General features: G+C 43.3%; 28 protein-coding genes. 18 read left to right on the top strand and 10 right to left on the bottom strand.

Annotated features, from left to right (window positions below; all coding sequences use genetic code 11):
- Window positions 1-5 precede the first annotated feature (5 nt).
- On the top strand, window positions 6-563 hold the full coding sequence (locus tag A5878_RS11365; RefSeq protein WP_005229358.1) for a YpiB family protein: 558 nt from the start codon (window positions 6-8) through the stop codon (window positions 561-563).
- Window positions 564-607: 44 nt separating this feature from the next.
- On the opposite strand, the gene A5878_RS11360 is transcribed toward A5878_RS11365, so the two are convergent.
- Window positions 608-1,513, bottom strand: a complete 906-nt coding sequence (locus A5878_RS11360) for a YitT family protein (RefSeq protein ID WP_060792285.1) — start codon at window positions 1,511-1,513, stop codon at window positions 608-610.
- 137 nt (window positions 1,514-1,650) lie between these two features.
- Here A5878_RS11360 and A5878_RS11355 point away from each other — a divergent pair, with 137 nt between their 5' ends.
- The 4 genes from A5878_RS11355 (at window position 1,651) to A5878_RS11340 (ending at window position 4,104) form a co-directional block, all read left to right on the top strand.
- Complete coding sequence (locus tag A5878_RS11355; protein ID WP_005231912.1) at window positions 1,651-2,001, top strand: nucleotide pyrophosphohydrolase; 351 nt, start codon at window positions 1,651-1,653, stop codon at window positions 1,999-2,001.
- The gene (locus tag A5878_RS11350; protein ID WP_005229364.1) at window positions 1,988-3,202 is read left to right on the top strand and encodes a CCA tRNA nucleotidyltransferase; all 1,215 of its coding nucleotides are present in this window, start codon (window positions 1,988-1,990) and stop codon (window positions 3,200-3,202) included. The genes A5878_RS11355 and A5878_RS11350 overlap by 14 nt, the downstream gene beginning before the upstream one ends.
- 7 nt (window positions 3,203-3,209) lie before the next feature.
- Window positions 3,210-3,578 (top strand): thioesterase family protein, encoded by a 369-nt coding sequence (locus A5878_RS11345; protein WP_005229366.1) that lies wholly within the window; start codon window positions 3,210-3,212, stop codon window positions 3,576-3,578.
- 67 nt (window positions 3,579-3,645) lie between these two features.
- Window positions 3,646-4,104 (top strand): hypothetical protein, encoded by a 459-nt coding sequence (locus A5878_RS11340; protein WP_005229368.1) that lies wholly within the window; start codon window positions 3,646-3,648, stop codon window positions 4,102-4,104.
- Between the two features lie 35 nt (window positions 4,105-4,139).
- On the opposite strand, the gene A5878_RS11335 is transcribed toward A5878_RS11340, so the two are convergent.
- The 8 genes from A5878_RS11335 to A5878_RS11300 all read right to left on the bottom strand — a co-directional run bounded on the left by A5878_RS11335 (window position 4,140) and on the right by A5878_RS11300 (window position 9,433).
- Entirely contained in the window at window positions 4,140-4,415 is a 276-nt protein-coding gene (locus A5878_RS11335; protein ID WP_005229370.1) for a hypothetical protein, read from the bottom strand.
- A 143-nt stretch (window positions 4,416-4,558) separates the two neighbouring features.
- The gene (locus A5878_RS11330; RefSeq protein ID WP_060792284.1) at window positions 4,559-5,953 is read right to left on the bottom strand and encodes a Y-family DNA polymerase; all 1,395 of its coding nucleotides are present in this window, start codon (window positions 5,951-5,953) and stop codon (window positions 4,559-4,561) included.
- Between the two features lie 254 nt (window positions 5,954-6,207).
- Complete coding sequence (locus A5878_RS11325) at window positions 6,208-6,594, bottom strand: VOC family protein (RefSeq protein WP_060792283.1); 387 nt, start codon at window positions 6,592-6,594, stop codon at window positions 6,208-6,210.
- A 64-nt stretch (window positions 6,595-6,658) separates the two neighbouring features.
- On the bottom strand, window positions 6,659-7,069 hold the full coding sequence (gene fosX, locus A5878_RS11320; protein WP_060792282.1) for a FosX/FosE/FosI family fosfomycin resistance hydrolase: 411 nt from the start codon (window positions 7,067-7,069) through the stop codon (window positions 6,659-6,661).
- A 70-nt stretch (window positions 7,070-7,139) separates the two neighbouring features.
- On the bottom strand, window positions 7,140-7,391 hold the full coding sequence (locus tag A5878_RS11315; RefSeq protein WP_005229381.1) for a hypothetical protein: 252 nt from the start codon (window positions 7,389-7,391) through the stop codon (window positions 7,140-7,142).
- Between the two features lie 320 nt (window positions 7,392-7,711).
- Complete coding sequence (locus A5878_RS11310; protein ID WP_060792281.1) at window positions 7,712-7,915, bottom strand: hypothetical protein; 204 nt, start codon at window positions 7,913-7,915, stop codon at window positions 7,712-7,714.
- Between the two features lie 271 nt (window positions 7,916-8,186).
- Window positions 8,187-8,336 (bottom strand): 50S ribosomal protein L33, encoded by a 150-nt coding sequence (gene rpmG, locus A5878_RS11305; RefSeq protein WP_005229384.1) that lies wholly within the window; start codon window positions 8,334-8,336, stop codon window positions 8,187-8,189.
- Between the two features lie 137 nt (window positions 8,337-8,473).
- A complete protein-coding gene (locus A5878_RS11300) occupies window positions 8,474-9,433 on the bottom strand; it encodes an ABC transporter substrate-binding protein (RefSeq protein WP_060792280.1) in 960 nt (319 codons plus the stop codon).
- A 202-nt stretch (window positions 9,434-9,635) separates the two neighbouring features.
- Between A5878_RS11300 and A5878_RS11295 the strand changes: the two genes are divergently transcribed.
- The 9 genes from A5878_RS11295 (at window position 9,636) to A5878_RS11255 (ending at window position 15,893) form a co-directional block, all read left to right on the top strand.
- Window positions 9,636-10,427 carry an ABC transporter ATP-binding protein gene (locus A5878_RS11295; protein WP_060792279.1) on the top strand — a complete coding sequence of 264 codons (792 nt, stop codon included), beginning with the start codon at window positions 9,636-9,638 and terminating at the stop codon, window positions 10,425-10,427.
- Window positions 10,424-11,404, top strand: a complete 981-nt coding sequence (locus tag A5878_RS11290; protein WP_060792278.1) for an iron ABC transporter permease — start codon at window positions 10,424-10,426, stop codon at window positions 11,402-11,404. Before A5878_RS11295 ends, A5878_RS11290 begins: the two co-directional genes overlap by 4 nt.
- Window positions 11,404-12,381: an iron ABC transporter permease gene (locus A5878_RS11285; RefSeq protein ID WP_060792277.1), complete on the top strand. Its 978-nt coding sequence runs from the start codon at window positions 11,404-11,406 to the stop codon at window positions 12,379-12,381. The genes A5878_RS11290 and A5878_RS11285 overlap by 1 nt, the downstream gene beginning before the upstream one ends.
- A 90-nt stretch (window positions 12,382-12,471) precedes the next feature.
- The gene (locus tag A5878_RS11280; RefSeq protein ID WP_010749307.1) at window positions 12,472-13,011 is read left to right on the top strand and encodes a 5-formyltetrahydrofolate cyclo-ligase; all 540 of its coding nucleotides are present in this window, start codon (window positions 12,472-12,474) and stop codon (window positions 13,009-13,011) included.
- Window positions 13,012-13,023: 12 nt separating this feature from the next.
- Window positions 13,024-13,692, top strand: a complete 669-nt coding sequence (locus A5878_RS11275) for a rhomboid family intramembrane serine protease (RefSeq protein ID WP_060792276.1) — start codon at window positions 13,024-13,026, stop codon at window positions 13,690-13,692.
- 30 nt (window positions 13,693-13,722) lie between these two features.
- Window positions 13,723-13,932 carry a YqgQ family protein gene (locus A5878_RS11270; RefSeq protein WP_005229394.1) on the top strand — a complete coding sequence of 70 codons (210 nt, stop codon included), beginning with the start codon at window positions 13,723-13,725 and terminating at the stop codon, window positions 13,930-13,932.
- Window positions 13,932-14,903 carry an ROK family glucokinase gene (locus A5878_RS11265; protein WP_005229395.1) on the top strand — a complete coding sequence of 324 codons (972 nt, stop codon included), beginning with the start codon at window positions 13,932-13,934 and terminating at the stop codon, window positions 14,901-14,903. The genes A5878_RS11270 and A5878_RS11265 overlap by 1 nt, the downstream gene beginning before the upstream one ends.
- Before the next feature lie 83 nt (window positions 14,904-14,986).
- Window positions 14,987-15,388 (top strand): rhodanese-like domain-containing protein, encoded by a 402-nt coding sequence (locus A5878_RS11260; protein WP_005229396.1) that lies wholly within the window; start codon window positions 14,987-14,989, stop codon window positions 15,386-15,388.
- A gap of 148 nt (window positions 15,389-15,536) precedes the next feature.
- Entirely contained in the window at window positions 15,537-15,893 is a 357-nt protein-coding gene (locus A5878_RS11255) for a DUF488 domain-containing protein (protein ID WP_016610725.1), read from the top strand.
- Window positions 15,894-15,948: 55 nt separating this feature from the next.
- Here A5878_RS11255 and A5878_RS11250 read toward each other — a convergent pair whose 3' ends face one another.
- Complete coding sequence (locus tag A5878_RS11250) at window positions 15,949-16,116, bottom strand: DUF3042 family protein (protein ID WP_017144401.1); 168 nt, start codon at window positions 16,114-16,116, stop codon at window positions 15,949-15,951.
- 150 nt (window positions 16,117-16,266) lie between these two features.
- Here A5878_RS11250 and A5878_RS11245 point away from each other — a divergent pair, with 150 nt between their 5' ends.
- The 4 genes from A5878_RS11245 to A5878_RS11230 are packed head-to-tail and all read left to right on the top strand — an operon-like array spanning window position 16,267 to window position 20,965.
- Window positions 16,267-17,424: a galactokinase gene (locus A5878_RS11245; protein ID WP_010749309.1), complete on the top strand. Its 1,158-nt coding sequence runs from the start codon at window positions 16,267-16,269 to the stop codon at window positions 17,422-17,424.
- 41 nt (window positions 17,425-17,465) lie between these two features.
- Window positions 17,466-18,464: a UDP-glucose 4-epimerase GalE gene (gene galE / locus A5878_RS11240; protein ID WP_005229400.1), complete on the top strand. Its 999-nt coding sequence runs from the start codon at window positions 17,466-17,468 to the stop codon at window positions 18,462-18,464.
- A gap of 3 nt (window positions 18,465-18,467) precedes the next feature.
- Window positions 18,468-19,952 (top strand): UDP-glucose--hexose-1-phosphate uridylyltransferase, encoded by a 1,485-nt coding sequence (gene galT, locus A5878_RS11235; protein WP_086295596.1) that lies wholly within the window; start codon window positions 18,468-18,470, stop codon window positions 19,950-19,952.
- Window positions 19,953-19,984: 32 nt separating this feature from the next.
- Window positions 19,985-20,965, top strand: a complete 981-nt coding sequence (locus A5878_RS11230) for a LacI family DNA-binding transcriptional regulator (protein ID WP_060792273.1) — start codon at window positions 19,985-19,987, stop codon at window positions 20,963-20,965.
- The last annotated feature ends 243 nt before the right edge of the window (window positions 20,966-21,208 follow it).

The raw sequence follows: 21,208 nt of genomic DNA, 5'->3' as shown, positions 1-21,208 counted from the left end.
GAGAAATGAACATCAATGTACAAGAAAAGAAAAAGTTTCTTAATTGGTTAGTTTCGACCGTTTCCTTCAGCCGCCGAGAAGTCTCTTGGGTGTTAAACTATCTGGCGAACCATGAAGCGATCTTGACCAATGTTCATTTTGTAGAAGGGGCAGCCGCAGCCAAACGGGGCTTGAGTGTCCGCAGTACAGAAATTGGGGGCGAACCGTTTGTCTTGAGCATCGAAGGGCAGACCTTTTATGACATTGATCAGATTTTTCATGAGATTCGCATGAATTGGAAACAACCTTTGTATCTTGAATGTCTCTTCCCAGATTCTTGGTCGCAATCCTTTTATTTAGCAGTTTTAGAAGACAATCCTTATGAACGTTGGAACGACCACTTGGATCAAGAAATGACCCAACATGTTACCCAGTATCTTGAAAAAGAAGAAACAAAAACCAAAATCGATACCTTGTATCGGCAAATCGATCTAGCCTTGGAAAATGGGGATCGTGATGCCTTCTTAGAACTTTCGGATGAAGTAAATAGACACTTGCTCCAGCAAAAGGAAGAAAGCCGTTAACAAGCAAAAAGCAGCCCTTTAACCGGGGCTGCTTTTTTCAGTCTCTATTTTGTTTTAGAAACAGCGGTTTTGCGCTGTAAGAACCGCGACTTAGGTCTTAAGTAGGTAAAGCCTTCACCTTCGACTTCATGGACATTAATGACAGAAACAAACGCTTGCGGATCAAAGTCATGAACGATGCGCTTGACTTCAGAAATCTCCCGCCCGCTGACCACCATATAAATGATTTGTTTCGACACTCTTGAGTAAGCCCCTTCGCCCTGTAAAAACGTGACGCCTCGTTCTAATTCATCCATTAAAACAGGAGCCATCTCTTCGCTGTGATTGCTGATCACTAAGATCCCTTTGGCTGAATAGCCGCCATCTAGGATCGAATCGATCACGCGCGTGAAGACATAAGAAAAAATCAAGGTATACATCATGCGGTTCAAATCTATATAAGTCAAAGAAAGCAACAGGACGAACACATCAAAGATCAAAAGGGAACGACCGATTGTCACCCCAAAGTTTTTCTCTAAAATACGTGCCAATACATCGACTCCACCAGTCGTTCCCCCGACTTTGTAGACGATCCCACTACCGATCCCTGCAATCAAACCAGCCAAGAGCGCAACGATCAGCAGATCGTGCTGCAGATCGATCAACAGGGGAACACTCTGCCAAAATGCCAACCAAAAAGACAAACCAAAAGTTCCTAAAATCGTATACACTAATGAGCGTCGACCAAGAATTTTGCCACCGATCAAAATGATCGGAATATTTAAGATCAGTGTACTGATGGCAGGATTGATTCCCCATAAGGCTCGCATGATCAAGGTGATCCCCGTCACACCGCCTTCTGCTAAGTCATTTGGGATATTTAGATAGACTAGACCGAAGCCATAGATACTTGTACCAAAAATAATCAAAACAATATCGCGAATCGTTCGCCATGAAAAAAATGCCCGCATCCTGTTTCCTCCGTTATTCAACTTCCACAAGTATCAATGTAGCACGAAATCATTGAATGCACAACAAATCCTGAAGGGGGATCTATCTAGGCAGGCAGCCATTCTTTTGGTAAGATAAACGAGAAAGGGTGGAGAAAATGACAGAAAAACGTTCTTTGGCATCGATGCAAGAAGAAGTCGATGCGTATATTCAGCAATTCAAAACTGGCTATTTCAGCCCCCTCGCCCAAATGGCTCGTTTGACCGAAGAAGTCGGCGAATTGGCGCGAGAAGTGAATCACTATTACGGGGAAAAAAATAAAAAAAGCGATGAAGTTGAAAAAACAGTGGCAGAAGAGCTCGGTGATGTACTCTTTGTGACGATGATCATGGCCAATTCACTAGACATCGACCTGACTGAAGTGTTTGAGGAAAATATGGCAAAATTCAATCAGCGGGATGCGTATCGTTTTGAAAGAAAAGATGGGAAAGTAAATGAAACTGACTAAACTACCAAAAGAATTTGCAGAAGCTGCACCGCTTTTAAAAAAAATCGAAGCCGCAGGCTATGAAGCATACTTTGTCGGCGGCAGCGTGCGAGACACGATCTTAGGCCAGCCGATTCATGATGTCGATATTGCTACCAGTGCATTTCCAGCCGAAATCAAGGCGCTTTTTCCTCGAACCATTGACATTGGCATCGAGCATGGAACGGTGTTGGTTTTGTGGGAGCAGGCGCAGTATGAGATCACTACGTTTCGAACGGAAGCAGCCTATCAAGATTACCGCAGACCCGACAAAGTGGATTTTGTCCGTTCCCTGAAAGAAGATCTAAAACGGCGGGACTTTACCATCAATGCGTTGGCACTTCAAGAAGATGGTGTCATCATTGATCTTTTCGATGGTCTGGCAGATATCGATAATCAAATCTTACGAGCAGTGGGTCACCCCCAGGAACGTTTCCATGAGGACGCCCTACGAATGATGCGGGGGCTGCGTTTTGTCAGTCAATTGGGCTTTGTTTTAGAAACAGAAACATTGGCTGCTATCCATGCGAATCATGCCTTGTTGGGAAAAATCTCTGTTGAACGGATCATGATTGAATTCGTGAAATTGCTGTTAGGCAATCATCGGAACCAAGCACTACGGGCGCTAGTAGAAACCGAATGCTATATCTATTGCCCAGGCTTGCGGGAATACGGTGAGGCGTTACTGCGGATGGCAGACCTGCCAGCGATCCCATTAGAAAACGAAACGGCGGCCTGGGTTTTGCTCATTGACCAAATGGGTTTAGCGCCAGAGGCAGTCCGCAGCTTTTTAAAAGCTTGGAAATGTTCCAATGACTGCATCCGCCAAGTACACACGGCTTATCAAGCACTGCTCGCGCGTCGAAATGGCGAATGGAATGACCTAGTGTTGTATCAGTTCGGTCTAGAAGCAACCTGTTTAGCCGAAGGATTATTGCGTTATGACAATCAGCCCAACGATCCAGCAAAAATCAGTCAGCGCTATCAGCAGCTGCCGATCCATTCACTGAAGGAGTTGGCGATCAATGGACGTGATTTACTACAAACGATCGATCGTTCTTCTGGTCCGTGGCTCAAAGAAGTCTTGACCGCTGCCGAAGCTGCAGTCATCACACGAAAAATCCCTAATGAAAAAGAAGCACTATTAGCGTTTGTCCAAGCGTATTTAGCAAAGGAGGGATAACTGAAAAATGGAAAGCAAAAAAGAATTTATCGTGGGACAGCAAGACACTGCGGCTGTTTTGGGTTCTGGGGGATTAGACGTTTTAGCAACCCCACGATTGGTAGCAATGGTGGAAAACACCTGTTGGGAAGCCCTTGAGCCTACTTTAGATAAAGGGTTTACTACCGTCGGTACAAAGTTTTCGATCAATCATTTGAAGCCTTCACCAGTTGGAGCGACAATCACAGTTCTTGTGCAGTGGGAAAAAGAACAGGGGCTCCAATTTCATTATCAGGTAATAGACGCGAAACAACAGATCATTGCCAATGGGACGCATCAACGAGCAGCAGTGGAAATCTCTCGGTTCATGAAAAAAGTCAACGAAAAACAAAGTTAATTTGTGTCCCGATGGCGACTATGTGTTAGAATTAAAGTGTATTACTAATAAAAAGGAGCGTTTTGTCATGGCTAGAGAAATGAAAGCTTTAAAATTTTATTTCCGTAATGGAGAAACATGGACGATTGAGCGCCGTTACATCGGTGACTTGTGGATCAAACAAATCACGACCAGTTTTGGCCGCATCCACGGAAGCGAATTTGTTGAGATTCATCCATGTGCTGGGTTCAAAATTGAAATCTTCCAAGAAGGCGATCATGTGGCAACGCATGACATCAACTTAGGTGGGCTTGAATTAGGGATGTTTGCCCGTGCGTTGAAATATGAAGATATCGAACGGATGGAAATTCTTTACCGTAACGGTACACCGGATCTTGTGTATTTCCCATATAAGGACAAAGATACGGAAGGATTGGATAACGTATACCAATCAACAAAAATCAGTGAGAAAACGAAGAGCCTTTATATCGTGATCGACCCGAACCAGACAGTCGATGATGTTTATAAAGAACATTTCGAAGAATAAGAAAAACGCAGAACCAGTTGGTTCTGCGTTTTTTTTTAGAATGATTCTTGGAACATATCCGTATACTTTTTTAATAAAAGATAATCTTCGGCATATTCATCTTTTAAAACGATCGTATCGCCAAAGAAACTCTTACGCGCATGTTGGATGATACGATGCTGAATATCTTTTTCTAAAAGGTAATCGATCTCAGACTGTTTCAGGTTTTGTGCAGCAGTCGCCCGATTCTTTTCTAAATATTGCAGCAAATCGTACTCAAGGTGTCCCGCACCGTTGATGACTCGTTTGTATTCGATTTTGTCAATTTTCATCTGCTCACACTCCTTGCTATTAAAGTACCTTAGAAAAGAACAAAGGGGGAGGTGGGCGAATCGAAATTACATAAATCTTTAAAAAATGGACCGTTTGTTAATGTTATCTTAAGATTTGTCAGCAAAAAGGAAAGAAAAACGAATCAAGTGCCAGTATTTTTCGAACCATCAGCAAACGGTTCTTTTTCCTTTTGCTGATGGACGGGTCCTATATTAGCGATCCCATCTAGACCACCGGCATGTCCGCCGACTAATTTGCTGCGAGCAATGGCGCGAGCGCCTTCCATTCGGCTTGTGGCATGAACGATCGAAGTGAAGCCATATTTCTCACGAATCTTATCGATGATCAAATCTAATTTACGCTGGCGCAACTGCGTTTCTGCTTGCTCAAAAAGATCCAACTGGACATTTTCTGTATAGAACAATTTTGAATAGGTAATACCAATGTGGCGAACGACTTGCCCCGTATAAAATTTTCGAAAGAGAAACAGGCAATGAGCCACAAGTTTGCGGGTATTGTCAGTTGGCGGGATCTTCATTTGTCGGGAAAAACCAGAGGCAGTTTCACCAAAGGCTACGCCGATGTAAACATTGATACAAGCGGTCTGACAATGATGACGGCGAATCCGAGCGGCAACTTGCTCCGCCATTTCCTTGATGACGATCTCGATTTCTTCTTGTAAATAATAATTGCGATGTAGGACTTGGCTATTGCCGTAGCTTTTTTCCATCACTTGTGGTGTCGGTTCAGATAAAATCGTGCGATCAATGCCATGGGCGTGATGATAGAGCTGCTCGCCAATGATCCCCATGCGACTGCGTAAAAGATCAGGACTGGCGTGAGCCAATTGCTCGATCGTTTCAATCCCCATCAAGTGAAGTCGTTTTTCTGTGCGCCGACCGATCCCCCAAAACTCTGTCATAGGGGCGATCTGCCAAACTTTTGTCGGTACATCGTCATAGGTCCATTCAGCGATCAAGGAACGATTGTGTTTGGATTCGTTATCTAAAGCTAGTTTTGCTAACAATGGATTGTCGCCAATGCCGATGGTGACATACAATTTCGTTGTTTCGTAAATGTCTTTTTGAATTTGCTGGGCAATCAACCAACGTTTTTCTTCGCGAGAGATCGTTTTATCGGGAATGAAAAGATCCAATGTACGGGTCAGATCCATCATCGTTTCGTCGATCGAATAGAGCAGCAAGTCGTCTTGTCCAACATATTTGCGAAAGACATTATTGACTTTGGTGTTTTCTTTGATATAAAAACTCATACGCGGCGATGCTTTGTACAAATCGGGATGTGTCGGCAGGTTGTCATTGCGAGTCACATTTGAAATCCCCAATACCGATTTTGCCTTTGGGGAAGCTGCTAAGACTAAGCCGTTACCAGTATTGTCAGAATGTGACATGACGACCAGCATCGCTTGGATAGGATCTAATCCACGAGAGATGCATTCGACAGAAGCATAAAAACTTTTGACATCAATAAATAAGATATCGCGTTTTGGCTCGAGCGCATAATTAAAACCACCCATTTTTATCACTCCTTACCGAAATTATACGAACGTTTGTTCTTTTTTGTCAAGCGAACAGGAGCGGATGAGGGGGATTTGTTTTTTTATAGAGAAGTTATTTTTGTTTTATAATGATGGGAAACGTTGGTTTATAAGGAATACATTCATTTCAGATTATCAGAATTCGATTGGACATAAATACGGGGTTTTGTCTTTTTACCCGAAAAACGGATAAAAAAACAGCCGCTCCATTGGACCGACTGTCGTAGCTTAAATCAATTTTCGGCAGGTAGGGTTGCAAACAAACTTAAGAGATTGCCGTCTATGTCTTTGACAATGGCATAGCGTTGCCCCCAAAAGGCAGACCAAGGTTCTTTGAAAGACTGATACCCAGCAGCAACGACTTTTGCATGAAGGGCATCAACTTCTTCAGGAGAATCATATAAAAAGGCTAATTCAATCGTATCACCCACAGTCATTGGTGCATGTCCGTAGATCCCAGCAACCATCTGGCGGCTATTCAAGGAGATACGAACCCCGTCGTTTGCTAATTCCATATAATCTTCTGAGTGCTGACCTAATGGCGTGAAGCCAAGTACTTGATAAAAAGCCAGTGCCTGTTCCATGTTTTTTGTGATAATACCGACCATATCTAGTTTCATTGTTTACTTCCTTTCATGTGGGCGTTCTTTACATAACAGTCAATGCAGCTGCTCGCAATGAAGATCACCTCGTTTCTGTCAGACGGTAATGGTGCAACCGTTCAGCCAACGTACCAGTATGCAATTCAAATAAATGGTTGTCATCGTCATAAAAATAAATAGAAGCACCTTCGCCTTTGATGCGGGAACGATCTTTTTCGATCTTCAATCCTAGTCCTTGGATGCGCGTAATCAAGGAATCGATTTGAGCTTGATCGATTTTAAAGGCAATATGGTTATACGTTTTCGGCAGCTTCTGGGAGGCATCCTCCATGACAGCAAGCCATAAGCCATCGATCAAAAAGAATTTTTCTGGGAAGTAAGAATGGGCCTGGTCTTGACTATCATAAACTTCCTCTGCATCAAACAATGTTTCCAGCATCGTTGTTGTCTTTGCTAAATTCTGTACGATCAACGTGATATGGGAAATCTCCATCGCATCAACACTCCTTTGTTATGACGAAATAGGGGAAAGAGAAACAATCAGTATCAAAAGAAGCATTATGTTAGTGATTGTGAAATACCAATAGGAAGAGCAGAACATAAAACAGTGCATCTGTTGCGCAAGGAATAAGTTTCTTCGTGTATTTTGTCCAAAAGAAGACATTTATTAAGAAGAGGACAATCACCGTCGGTAGGCTAAAGGTCCAAGCAGGGTGTTTGATGAAAATGAAAAGCATATTTCCAATAAGTGCAAAAAGAAAAGCGCCATAAAACAGACGATAGTTACTAGGTAGATACGCAAAATTGCCAAGCATGGGTTCACCTCCTATAGGCAGTATAGCATGAAAGGGTCGATCGGAGATCAAAGTATACAGAAAAGGTGGCAACGGGAGAGAGCGGCTTCATATTATGGTTATTGCCAAAATCATCTCGCGCATAATCGCGGGAGAGATACTGCAAAAAATTTCGGAAAATAAAGCTGCCGCTTAATCGCCCCTGAAATCTTTGTTGCTGCTCATGCGTTCTCCTGATGCTTATTCAAAAAAGCAGCAATACATTCACTAAGTGAATTTGGCTACTGCCTGCTCTTTTTTATGATGGACAAAGAGAGACAATAAAACGATGAAAAGAATAGTTACTCGAGGTGTTCCAGGAGAAGCTTTTCTGAGCAATTTAGGCAAAGGATCGGCGCGTTTATCAGTGCTAATTCTTTTCTGGGTTTTAGTTGGTAAGCAGAAGCTTTCGGCGGAAACGGCCATTTTGTCCAAACGACTTCCCCTGTGTCGATCACTTTTTTGCAATGGTTGCAACGAAACTCATTTCCTTCTTTGTTAAACATTTAATTTCTCCTTTTTTCTATACATTATACATTAAAATTTATTTTTGTGACTTTACAAAGAATTGGCTTAAAAGTCCAAAGAAGAGAAGTCAAGAAGCAGCTAAAACAAAGAGTAATCAAGGAGACGATGCAATTACTATCTAAGTTTGAAAGAACAAGGGCTAATAGAAGGGGAGTTCCATTCAAAACCATCACCTCAAAGCTAGTTTTTACAAAAAAAGAAGTTCGCAAACGCCTTGGTTATCAGCGTTTGCGAACTTCTTAAATAGCATTATTTTGTTTCGCGGTGTAAAGTAACTTTTCTTTCGCGTGGGCAATATTTTTTCTTTTCCAAACGATCAGGATTGTTACGTTTGTTTTTGTTTGATAAGTAGTTGCGTTCTTTACAAGAAGTGCACTCTAATGTGATGTTTACGCGCATGATTTTCCCCCCTAACGATACAAGAATCCTCTAAGAAATCTCTCAGACTAAAATATAATAGCATGTTTCGTGAGGGAATGCTAGCTTTTTCCTGAAATTTGTTAAGTAGTTTTACTTGACGAATTTCTTGAAACGCATTAGTCCAATTTGCTCTGGATATCTTCGATCATTTTGGTGTAGGCGATCGGACCGTTGTAGAGCCAGCTTGATTCAGGGCCGAATTCCCATAAATGATTGTTTTTGACTGCATCAAGATTTTGCCAGACTTGTTCACTGAAAAAATCAGCGCCTTTATCACTATTCACTAAAATCAGGTAATCGGCATCCAATTCTGCTAATTTTTCCAGAGAAACGGCAGACCAATCAGCAGTGGCACTTTCACTGATTTCCGAAACCAGTGCGGGAACTTCAAACCCGAGTTCGTGATACAGCAGCTGACCGCTTGATTTTGTTTCTGAAACCATGAAGACAGAGTTATTGACCACCCATAAAGCAGCGATCGACTTGCCTTGGATTTGATCAGCGTACGTTTCCTTGGTAGCAGCGACTAAGTCATCATAATCAGCTTCTACTTGGGCAGCTTGCTCTTCTTTGTGTAACACCTTTGCAATATCTGTCAGACGTTCCCGCCAGGTCACGTCTTCGCCATTTGTGACCACATAGGTCGGCGCGATTTTACTGTATTGATCATATTTGTCACCTTCCACCATGGAATTGCTATCCATCAGTAGCAGGTCTGGCTCAAAGCTCAAGACATCTTCAAAGGGCAGATCGTAGTTGATCCTTGGAACCTCCGCCAGTTTGTCTTGCAAGTATGCTTGATCACTGTCATTGCCGACGGTCCATTGAGCAACCGGTGTTACCTCTAAAGCGACCAAATAATCTTCCAAATAACTACCAATCACCCGCTGTGGGTTTTCGGGAACAGTGACTTCATTTCCCATCGCATCGGTAAAGGTTGTTGCTATTTCTGAAGAAGTAGTGGCTGATCCACTGCTATCCGTTGAGTCATTATTCGTGCTGCAAGCACCCAGTAGGGTAAGGGAGCAGGCAGCTAGCAGGGTAAGCCAAGTACTTCTTTTTGACCATTGTTTCATAAAAACACTTCCTCCTTTGTTACATGTTGAGCACTTATTGTTTTAATTGAGAATAGTTCTCATTTGCTGATAGCTATTATCACGAAGAAACGCTTCTTTGTCAATCTTATTTTTTTATTTCCTTTTTTTAGAACTATTGACGAATAGTAGGATTACATTCATAATTGATAAGCATTATCAATCATTTATTTTGGGGACGAATATGGCGAAATTACGAACAGTTGACTTGAGTGTCGGCTATCAAAAACAAAAAATTGTGCAAAATCTAACAATTGAGATGCCAGAAGGGAAAATCATCGGCTTGATTGGTCCGAACGGCAGTGGGAAATCGACGTTTTTAAAGGCACTTGCCCGAATTTTACAGCCATTGTCTGGTGAGGTCCTCTTAGATGCACAAAACCTGCAAAACATCAAAACCAAAGAAGTGGCGAAAAAGATTGCGCTGCTCTCACAAGTTAGCGATTCATCGATTGGCTTGACGATTCGCGAAATTGTTTCTTATGGTCGTTTTCCCTATCAAAAAGGACTAAATAGTTTATCGGAACAAGATCTTGCGGCGATCGAATGGTCTTTGCAGGCAACGGGTTTGACGGCACTAGCAGATGAAACGATCAGCACGCTGTCAGGGGGACAAAAACAGCGCGTTTGGATCGCCATGGCACTTGCGCAAGATACGGATATCGTGATTTTAGATGAACCAACGACCTTTTTAGATCCAGCGCATCAATTAGAAATTTTGCTCTTATTACAGCAAATCAATAAAACCTACGGAAAAACGATCATTATGTCGATTCATGACCTGAATCATGCCTCTCGTTTTTCTGATTATATTTATGCATTAAAAGGTGGAGAACTGTTGGTCTCTGGTACACCAGAAACAGTGCTGACCAAAGAGTGGCTACAGCGTTTGTTTGAGATCGACGCCATGTTAGGAACCTTTCCTAATAGCACAAAGCCATTGGTCTTGACCTATGAGTTAGGAGCCCAAGCATGAAAAAGTTTTCTTGGTTGCTGCTGCTTTTTAGCGGCTGCTTTATTATCTGTTTCTTTTTGGCGATCACCCAAGGCGCTGCAGACCTTTCCTTTGAAACGATCTGGAATGCTATCTTTGCTTTTGATTATGAGAATCAGCTGCATCAAGTCTTGCGCAATATTCGATTGCCCCGTGTGTTGGCTGCTTTTCTAGTAGGAAGTTGTTTTGCTGTTACGGGAGCTATCATGCAGGGAATTACGAAAAACGCTCTGGCAGATGGCGGTCTTTTAGGTGTCAACAGTGGGGCTGCGATGGGATTAGCGATCGCATTTATCCTATTTCCTAGTATTCAACCGAGTCAAGCGGCGCTATTTTCGTTTTTTGGTGCCTTTGCGGCAACTGCGCTGCTTTTTTTATTGACTCGCTATGCCAAATTGGGTATGTCACCTACAGGTTTGATTTTGGCTGGTGTGGCACTAAGTTCTTTTTTCTCAGCCATCAGTCAGACCCTGTCACTGCAATTTGATTTAAATCAAGAGTTAGCCTTTTGGTTTATCGGTGGTGCCGCAAATGTGACTTGGCAGCAACTGCGTTTTGTGGGCCCCATCTATCTGATTGCCATCGTTTTTGTGCTACGTCTAGGAAAAGCGTTGAATCTGTTAGCGCTAGGAGATGACACCGTCATTTCATTAGGCAAGCACCCGCATCTGATTCGGGCATCTGCCTTACTGTTAGTCGTAGTTTTGGCGGGAATGGCAGTTTCGCTTGTTGGACCGGTCAGTTTTGTCGGCTTAATGGTTCCTCATGTCGTGCGGGGAATGGTGGGCAAAAACTATCAACTGATTTTGCCTTTGACGATCCTTGGAGGGGGAACACTGGTGATGGCCGCTGATCTGGCTGGCCGCCTGATCAATCCGCCCTTTGAGACACCCTTTGGGATACTGATGGCATTGATTGGTGTGCCTTTTCTATTGATCAAGATACGGAGGGAAGGCTGATGAAAAAAACACTCTCTGTTTTTTTCCTACTGCTGATGGTCGCTTTTTTAGGAAGTGTCATGGTGGGAAAAACAATTTTATCCTTTCAGACATTAGGGGCAATCTTTCAAGGAACGGCATCTTCGAGTCAAGTACTGACTTTTACTGAGTTTCGACTACCACGGGCTTGTCTAGCGCTGATCGCTGGTGGTGCCTTTGGTTTTTCTGGGTTTGTCTTGCAAGGAGTAACGAGAAATGAGTTGGCTGATGCAAGTATCGTAGGAATCAACAATGGGGCAGGGCTCTTTGTGTTGATCTACTTAGGTTTTTATACCCAAGGATCGCAGCTTTTGCCTGTCGTTGGGATCATCGGTGGTTTATTAGCTGCTGTACTGGTCTATTTGATTGCCTATAAGCACCGCCAATTGTTATCGATGGAGCGAGTACTGCTGGCGGGAATCGCCGTCAATGCAGGGCTGGCGGCGGCTACCTTACTCTTTACGGTGGAATTATCAAAAGACCGCTATCGCTTTGTAACAGCGTGGCTTTCTGGTTCGATTTGGGGAACTTCTTGGCAGCAAATCACCAGTCTGCTTCCTTGGGTCATCGTATTGTCTGCCGCAGCTTTCTGGACCGTACCAAGGTTTAACTTACTTGGCTTTGGCGAGGAGCAGGCAATTAGCTTAGGGGTTTCTTTGACCCGTTTGCGGACGTGGTTTTTAGTGATCGCGGTTGGTTTGGCTGCCAGTACGGTTGGCTATACTGGTAATTTAGCCTTTGTGGGCTTATTGGCGCCTCATATCGCTAAGGGACTCATCGGCAGAGAATCTCGCAGTGCCTTTTTCTTAGCGGGAATGATCGGCAGTCTGCTAGTCTTAGTCAGTGATACGATCGGTCGTTTGCTATTGACAAGCGGCGAGATCCCAGCTGGTATCATCATTTCTATCGTGGGGGCACCGTACTTTGTCTTTTTGCTGATCCGACGTAAAGAAGAATGAGCAACTAGTCATGATCTTGCCAAGAAATCTGCGATTCTAGTTTGCTATTTGGACACAGTTTTTGGTACTATTTCTGAGAGGAGTGATCCAATGGAAAAACCAGTCATTAGAGAGCACATGATCCAAACATTAAAACAAATGCCAATCAAACAAAAGCAGCAGAAAGAAACGCTGATTTTGCAGTTGCTGTTTTCTTCTCAGATTTGGCAAACAGCTGAGTCAGTAGGTGTGATCCGTTCGTTGCCATTTGAATTTGATACAGCGGCTATTTTTGCTAAAGGATTTGAACAAAACAAACGAATCGCAGTGCCGAAAGCACAACAGAAAAAATTGCAGTTTTATCATGTGGAGCCGACAACGCGTTATGAAGCGTCGGCATTTGGAGTTGAAGAGCCGATCAGTGAGCAAGAAGCCCATCACTTGGATTTGCTGATTGTTCCCGGTTTGGCGTTTTCTAAAAACGGCTATCGCATCGGCTTTGGCGGTGGCTATTATGATCGTTTCTTGTCAGCTTTCGATGGCAAGACCGTTTCTTTGGTCTTCGGAGAGCAATTCAACGATCAATGGACACCAGATGTATTCGACATTCCAATCGATAAAATCTATACGGATTCGCTTATTCGCACGTAAAGGAGCACGTCAATGAATTCTCAAATGAAAAGATGGCTGAATCAGCCGGTCTTCACGTATCTGTTTTTAGCTATCCAAACAATTGTGTTTATCTTAGGTTATTTTAGTCCCTCTATTCAATCAGGCGGGGTGATGTTTGGTCCGTTTGTCGTTTATTTAAATGAATATTGGCGTTTCGTTACCCCGATCTTTCTACATTTCGGTTTGGCTCATTTTGCGATCAATTCTGTGATTCTGTATTATATGGGGCAGCAAGTAGAAGCCATCTATGGTCATAGCCGTTTTTTTGCCTTGTATTTGCTAAGCGGCATCATGGGCAATACCATGAGTTTTGCCTTCAACCAAATAGGGGTTCAATCAGCAGGCGCTAGTACTTCTTTATTCGGACTTTTCGGGGCATTTTTGATTTTAGGTTGGCATTTTAGAAATGATTACCGCATCCAAGCAATGGTACGGCAATTTTCCCTATTCGTTGGATTGAACCTGGTTTTTGGGGTGTTTGATCAAACGATCGATATGTGGGGACACATTGGCGGGATCCTCGGTGGTTTATTGCTAGGGAATCTTTTGGCATTGCCAAAGAACTATGGAAAATATTCGATCCACACCAGAATCCTCTCTGGCGTACTCTTTGTTTTCTTATTGGCTATTTTTGTGATATATGGTTTTAAAAAATATTAATTACTTGTATAATAAGCAGGAAGTGGTTAAATGGAAACGTTATATGACGTACAACAATTACTGAAACAATTTGGTGTTTACGTATATGTCGGCAAGCGGATCTACGATATAGAACTGATGCAAATCGAGCTGAAAAACTTTTATGACAGTCGCTTGATAGATCGGGATGTATATCTGACTGCCCGGCGAATTCTTACGCGGGAGCATCGAATTGAAGAAAGCCGGGAGGAAAACAAGTGATGGACAAAAAAATCATCGGAATTGATTTAGGCGGAACAACGGTGAAATTCGCTATTTTAACGAGCGAAGGCGAGATTCAGCAAAAATGGAGTATTGACACCAATATTCTTGATGAAGGCTCACATATTGTGCCAGAAATCGTGGCATCGATCAATCATCGCCTAGAATTATATGGCTTACAGCCAGAAGCATTTATCGGTATTGGTATGGGGACACCAGGAAGTGTCGATCGTGACAAAGGAACCGTCATCGGTGCCTACAATCTGAACTGGAAAACACTTCAGCCAGTCAAAGAACTGATTGAAAAAGGCACAAAAATCCCCTTTGCCATCGATAACGATGCCAATGTAGCAGCTTTAGGTGAGCGCTGGAAAGGGGCAGGGGATAACAATCCTGATGTCATCTTTATCACACTAGGTACAGGTGTTGGCGGCGGTATCATCATGGAAGGGCAATTGCTTCATGGGGTTGCTGGTTGTGCTGGAGAAATCGGTCATATCACTGTTGATCCTGAAGGGTTTGAATGTACTTGCGGCAAACGTGGTTGTTTAGAAACGGTTTCTAGTGCGACGGGTGTTGTGCGAGTTGCTCGACAGTTGGCAGAAGAATATGCTGGCGATTCGGCATTGAAACAGCAGCTGGACAATGGGGAAGATGTTTCAAGTAAAGATATTTTTGAAGCGGCTCAAGCAAACGATCCATTTGGCTTGATGGTCGTTGATAAAGTGTGCTTCTACCTTGGGTTGGCATGCGGAAATTTAGGAAACACATTAAATCCATCAAGTATCGTTTTAGGTGGAGGCGTATCAGCAGCCGGTGAATTTTTACGTGAACGGGTTGCTGCCTACTTTGCTCAGTTTACCTTCCCACAGGTAACGGAAAGTACCGAAATCAAATTGGCAGAACTTGGGAATGATGCCGGTGTGATCGGGGCAGCATCATTAGCTTTGCAATTTGCAGCAAAAGCTTAGATGCCAAGCTGCTAGGCAATGATACATTCAAGCAGCATAAATCAAAAAAAGAATGATTGTTACAATAGAGAGGAATAGAAGAAATGACACCAATTATGTGGCTAAACTTGGTTTTGGGATTAATCATCTTAGCAATCGCTTTGAACTGGGCGTATTTTCAAATCATGGGACGCCGTTCAGCAACGATCATCTCAGAAGATGAATTCAAAGCAGGAATGAAGAAAGCCCAAGTGATCGATGTTCGGGAAAAAAATGAGTTTGACAGTGGACATATTTTAGGGGCGCGTAATATTCCTTTTACTGTTTTAACCAATTCCTTCAGCGCATTTCGTAAAGATCAACCGATCTACTTATATGACACGCGTAAATCGTTGAGTATTCGCGCAGCGAATAAATTACGTAAAGAAGGCTTTACCAATGTCTATATCCTAAAAGAAGGATATGAAGGCTGGAGCGGCAAGACGAAAAAGAAAAATAGTTTATAAAACAGAGAACTCAAGGCAAAAGAACACAAGCAAATTTGAATGAGTGACGAAACACCAAACGGAGTGTTTCAAGTAAGTCATTGTTCAATTTACATTGTGGGCTTTTGCCTTTATTTGAACTTAGGTCTATCAATAAGGAGAGTGTGCGTTGATCAAGCGAAAAAGAATTTATGAAGCGGCGGAAACGACAGATGGCTATCGGGTATTGGTGGATCGCATCTGGCCTAGAGGGATGAAAAAGGAAACAGCTCAGATCGATCTATGGCTCAAAGCAGTCGCACCAAGTACTGAATTGCGCAAATGGTTTGGGCATGATCCTGAACGTTTTGATGCGTTTAAAGACCGCTATCTACAAGAATTAGAGAAAGCGCCCGCAAAAGTTGCCTTGGCACAGTTAAACGCGTTGGTTGCTGAACAAGAGACCGTGACCTTACTATACGGAGCGAAAAATGAAGAACAAAATCAAGCCGTGATTTTGCAGGACTTACTGGAGAAGGAAGAATGATACCTAAAAGAGCCGCCAGCCTATTGAAGGCTGACGGCTCTTTTGTAGCAAATGATTAACGGGCAACGCTTTTACGCATCGCACGTTTCCGTTTTTCATCATGATCCGCTTGTTGTTCATCAATTGGATCAATCACTTGTTTCTTGACCGTCATAACAACACTTGCAGCTGCAGCAACCGTTGCGACTGTTCCTACTAAAAATCCTGAAAGAAATCGTTTCATCATTAAACACCTCGCCTTTAGTTATAGGTTCATTATGAATGAAAACGGAAAAAATATCAAAAAAAATCACTTTTGGGATTGAAAACGCTTGAAATTATTTAGTAAATATTTTACAATAAGTTTACTAAAAAGAAAGTGGGAGTGAGAGAAATGGAGCAATTGCAACAGATATTTATTGATAAATTTGGAACAGAAGGCACAGGCATGTATTTTGCACCAGGGAGAATCAACTTGATCGGTGAACACACGGATTACAATGGCGGTTATGTTTTCCCGGCGGCGATCACATTAGGGACGTATGCAGTAGCACGAAAACGTGAAGACCAGTTGATCCAACTCTATTCAGAGAACTTTCCAGAAAAAGGCGTGATCTCCTTTTCGTTAGATGAGCTGGATTACCGAAAAGAAGATGATTGGACAAACTATCCGAAAGGAGTCGTTCGTTTCCTAAAAGAAGCGGGGCAAGTGATCGATCGAGGCTTTGACATCGCTTTTTATGGCAACATTCCGAATGGCGCAGGTCTTTCTTCTTCGGCATCGATTGAATTGCTGACGGGGGTTTGTCTAAAAGATCTCTTTGATTTAACCCTGACGACCTTGGACTTAGTTAAAATCGGCAAGAAAGTCGAAAATGAGTTTATTGGCGTTAACTCAGGGATCATGGATCAATTTGCGATCGGAATGGGTCAAAAAGACCATGCATTGCTTTTAGATACGAACACGTTAAATTATGAAGTCGTACCAGCGGCATTTGGCGATTATGTCGTAGCGATCATGAATACCAATAAGCGCCGCGAATTGGCTGATTCTAAGTACAATGAACGACGTGCAGAATGTGAAGAAGCATTGGCTCGTTTGCAAAAATCATTAGCCATTGATTCATTGGGCGCATTAGACGAAGCAACCTTTTTTGCAAATACAGCATTGATCGATGATCCACGCTTGATCAAACGGGCGAAACATGCGGTGACGGAAAACCAACGGACATTGAAAGCAAAAGCTGCTTTGACTGCTGGTGATCTTGAAGAATTCGGCCAGTTATTAAATGCCTCCCATGCTTCATTGCGAGATGATTATGAAGTGACAGGGCATGAACTAGATACACTAGTCGCAGCCGCTCAAGCGCACCCTGCTGTTCTAGGTGCGCGGATGACTGGTGCGGGCTTTGGCGGTTGCGGGATCGCATTGGTCAAAGCAAGTGAATGGGCTGATTTCGAAGCGTCAGTCAAAGCAGCCTATTTAGCAGAAATCGGCTACGCAACCGACATTTATCAAGCAAGTATTGATGATGGTGCACGAAAACTGTAGAATAAGAAACGATGAAGGAATGAAGAAAGAAGGCTGAAAATATGGCGATTTTAGTATTAGGAGGAGCCGGCTATATCGGTTCTCATGCAGTCGATCAATTGATCGAACAAGGAAAACAAGTCGTTGTCGTTGACAATTTGCTGACAGGACATCGCCAAGCGATCCATCCAGCAGCAACCTTTTATGAAGGAGATATTCGCGACAAAGCATTTTTACAATCGGTATTTGAAAAAGAAACGATCGATGGCGTGATTCACTTTGCTGCCAGCTCTTTGGTGGGAGAATCTGTGGAAAAACCATTGAAGTATTTCAACAATAATGTGTATGGGATGCAGGTCCTCTTAGAAGTGATGAAGGAACATCAAGTGAAACATATCGTCTTTTCCTCTACAGCAGCAACTTATGGGGAACCTGACCATAGTCCAATCACAGAAGAAACCCCAACAAATCCTAAAAATCCATATGGCGAAAGCAAGTTGATCATGGAAAAAATGATGCGTTGGTGCGATGAAGCTTATGGAATGAAGTATGTCGCATTGCGTTATTTCAATGTGGCTGGCGCGAAGTCGGATGCTTCGATCGGTGAAGACCATGATCCAGAAACACACTTAGTACCGATCATCTTGCAAGCTGCTTTAGGACAACGTAAAGAGGTAGCGATTTTTGGGGAGGATTACGATACTCCAGATGGTACTTGTGTTCGCGATTATGTCCATGTCGAAGATCTGATCGCTGCTCACCTGTTGGCATTAGAATATTTACAAAAAGGCAATGAGAGCAATGTCTTCAATCTAGGCAGCAATCATGGGTACTCTGTGAAAGAAATGGTGGAAGCTGCTCGCAATGTAACGAAAAAAGAGATCCCAGCCAGAGTGGCGCCTCGCCGTGCCGGTGATCCAAGTACCTTAGTGGCATCGAGTGAAAAAGCACGAAAGGTTTTAGGCTGGAAACCAGTCTATACCGACGTCGAAGCAATCATCGAGACTGCTTGGAATTGGCATGTCAGCCATCCAAATGGGTATCAAGGGCAGGAGGAATAACCAATGACGATCAGCCAAACAATCAGCGATTTCGTCACTTTAGCAATCAAGGCTGGCGGCTGGATGGAAATGGATCGTATTTATTTGCAAAACCGAGTACTAGCCATGATCGGGGAAGCTGTTTTTGAGCCCAGCGAAATTCGTTCTGTCGATCGGTCCTCCATTGATTTGATGGACGAGCTGGTGGCATGCGCTTTAAGCAATCAGCAAATTGGCGATTCTCACGCAGAAAGAGAAATCTTTGAAGCACAGATGATGGACTTTTTGACGCCACCGCCTTCAGTAGTCAATGCTTTTTTTGCGCAGCATTATGCCAATGATCCTAAAGAAGCGACGGATTATTTCTTTGAGCTGTGCCGTCAAAATGATTACATCAAGACTCGGGCCATCGCAAAGAATATCGTGTTCCCAGTTGATACCGAATATGGGGAGATCGAGATCACGATCAATTTATCAAAACCTGAAAAAGATCCCAAGCAAATAGCGAAAGAAGGAGCTGCTGCTTCTGTAGATTATCCGAAATGTCTGTTGTGTTTGGAAAATGAAGGCTACCAAGGACGAGTCAATTATCCAGCGCGGACCAACCATCGGATCATCCGTATGAATTTGGATAATGAAGCATGGGGCTTTCAATATTCGCCCTATGCCTACTACAATGAGCATTCGATTTTTCTCTCTTTAGACCATCGTCCTATGAAAATCAATTTGCAAACCTTCGCTCGCTTGTTGCAGATCATTGAAGTGATGCCGCATTATTTTGTCGGGTCCAATGCCGATCTGCCGATCGTTGGGGGTTCGATCTTGTCTCATGACCATTATCAAGGGGGACGGCACACGTTTGCCATGGCAAAAGCGCCGATCGAGCAACGCTTTTCTTTAACTGGTTTTCCTGATGTCGCTGCGGGGATCGTGAAGTGGCCAATGTCGGTGATACGACTACAAGCGAAAAACAAACAAAAATTAGCCGCCGCTTGCCAATATGTGTTCGCCCAATGGCAACAGTACTCAGATCCAAGTGTTTCGATCAATGCCTTTTCAGAAGATGGAACGCCTCATCATACGGTGACACCGATCGCACGCAAGCAAGGAGAGCTGTTTGAAATGGACTTAGTCTTGCGGGATAATAATGTTTCCAAAGAACATCCTGACGGCATTTTTCATCCGCATCAAGAAGTGCAGCATATCAAAAAAGAAAATATCGGATTGATTGAAGTCATGGGCTTGGCAGTTCTCCCGCCGCGTTTAGCTCCGGAACTAGAAGAAGTGACTGCTTATCTATTGAATCAGCCCAATCAGATCGCGGCATACCATATTCCTTGGGCAGATGCGATCAAAGCCCAGCACCCAGAATGCAATGCCGAAAACGTGTCGCAGATTTTACGTAATGCATTAGGGGAAGTCTTTACACAAGTATTGACGCATGCAGGCGTCTTCAAGCGAGACCAGACAGGGCAAGCGGCCTTTGCTCGCTTTATAGCTACTTTATAAAAAAGTTCCCCGCAAAAAAAGGAGGCTGGAAGATGGCAACGATTAAAGATATTGCACAACAGGCTGGCGTCTCGCCAGCCACTGTATCACGGGTGCTGAATTACGATTCAGAATTATCGGTCAGTTCTGAAACCAAAGAGAAAATTTTTAAAGCCGCAGAAGCACTCAATTACACAAAACATAAAAAAAAGAGTCAGCCAGAAACCAGTAGTATGCGCTTGATCCAATGGTTTGATACCGAGGAAGAATTAGCGGATCTTTACTATTTAGCGATCCGTATCGGGATTGAAAACAAAACCGAAGAATTAGGGATTCGTTTGCTGAAAGAACCCTACGAAGGATTGACTGATACCGCAGTCGATGGAACGATTGCACTAGGGAAATTTGATGATCACCAGATTCGACAATTGAAAAAAAGCCAATCCAATTTGTTGATGGTCGATTTTGACGCATTGGCTCAGGGCGTCAATTCTCTGGTGGTGGACTTTCAACAAGCGGTGGATTTAGTGATCGATGACTTTATTGCAAAAGGCCACCAAAGGATCGGCCTGTTATCAGGCGTTGAGTTTACCAAGGATCATCACCAAGAAATCGAAGACCCTCGGCGCCGAATTTTTGAGGAACGGCTCCGTCGGTTGAAGCTGCACCACCCACAATATCATCTCAGCGCACCGTTTACAGTAGAGGGCGGTTATGAGGCGATGAAAGAGTATTTGCAGCAAAACAAAGAGTTGCCAAGTGCTTTATTTGCTTCCAGTGATGCCTTAGCGATTGGCGCTATGCGTGCTTTGCAAGAAAAAAACATCAAGATTCCTGAGGAGATCGCAATTATCGGCTTCAACGATGTCAGTGTTGCAAAGTACGTCTTTCCGACGCTGTCAACCATCAAAGTTCATACGGAATGGTTGGGGGAGCTGGCAGTGACGACCTTGCTGGATATCATTACGAATGCAGCACCCGTTCCTCGCAAAGTTACGATCGCAACGGAACTGATTACGCGCCAATCCTCTTAGCAACCAGTTGAATCACCGAAGGATGTCGTTACACACGTCAACTGAGTTTTAATGGAATAACAAAAAAATGACTATCGTCTTACCCGAACCTTTAAACAGCCTCGTCGGTTTGCAGCTGCAGCCGTGCTTGCTTTTTTCAAAGGTTCGGGTATTGTTGTCCTATTGTTTTTTTCTAAACGCAGGCATCTTTTTGGAGACTTGGTTGGGCATTTGATTAGAATATGGTAGAATATGAGAGAGTTT

It is taken from the genome of Enterococcus sp. 3G6_DIV0642 (genome assembly GCF_002140635.1).
Lineage (GTDB): Bacteria > Bacillota > Bacilli > Lactobacillales > Enterococcaceae > Enterococcus_D > Enterococcus_D casseliflavus.
The sequence above is the reverse complement of the archived record's forward strand: the minus strand, read 5'-3'. Positions and strand labels throughout refer to the sequence as shown.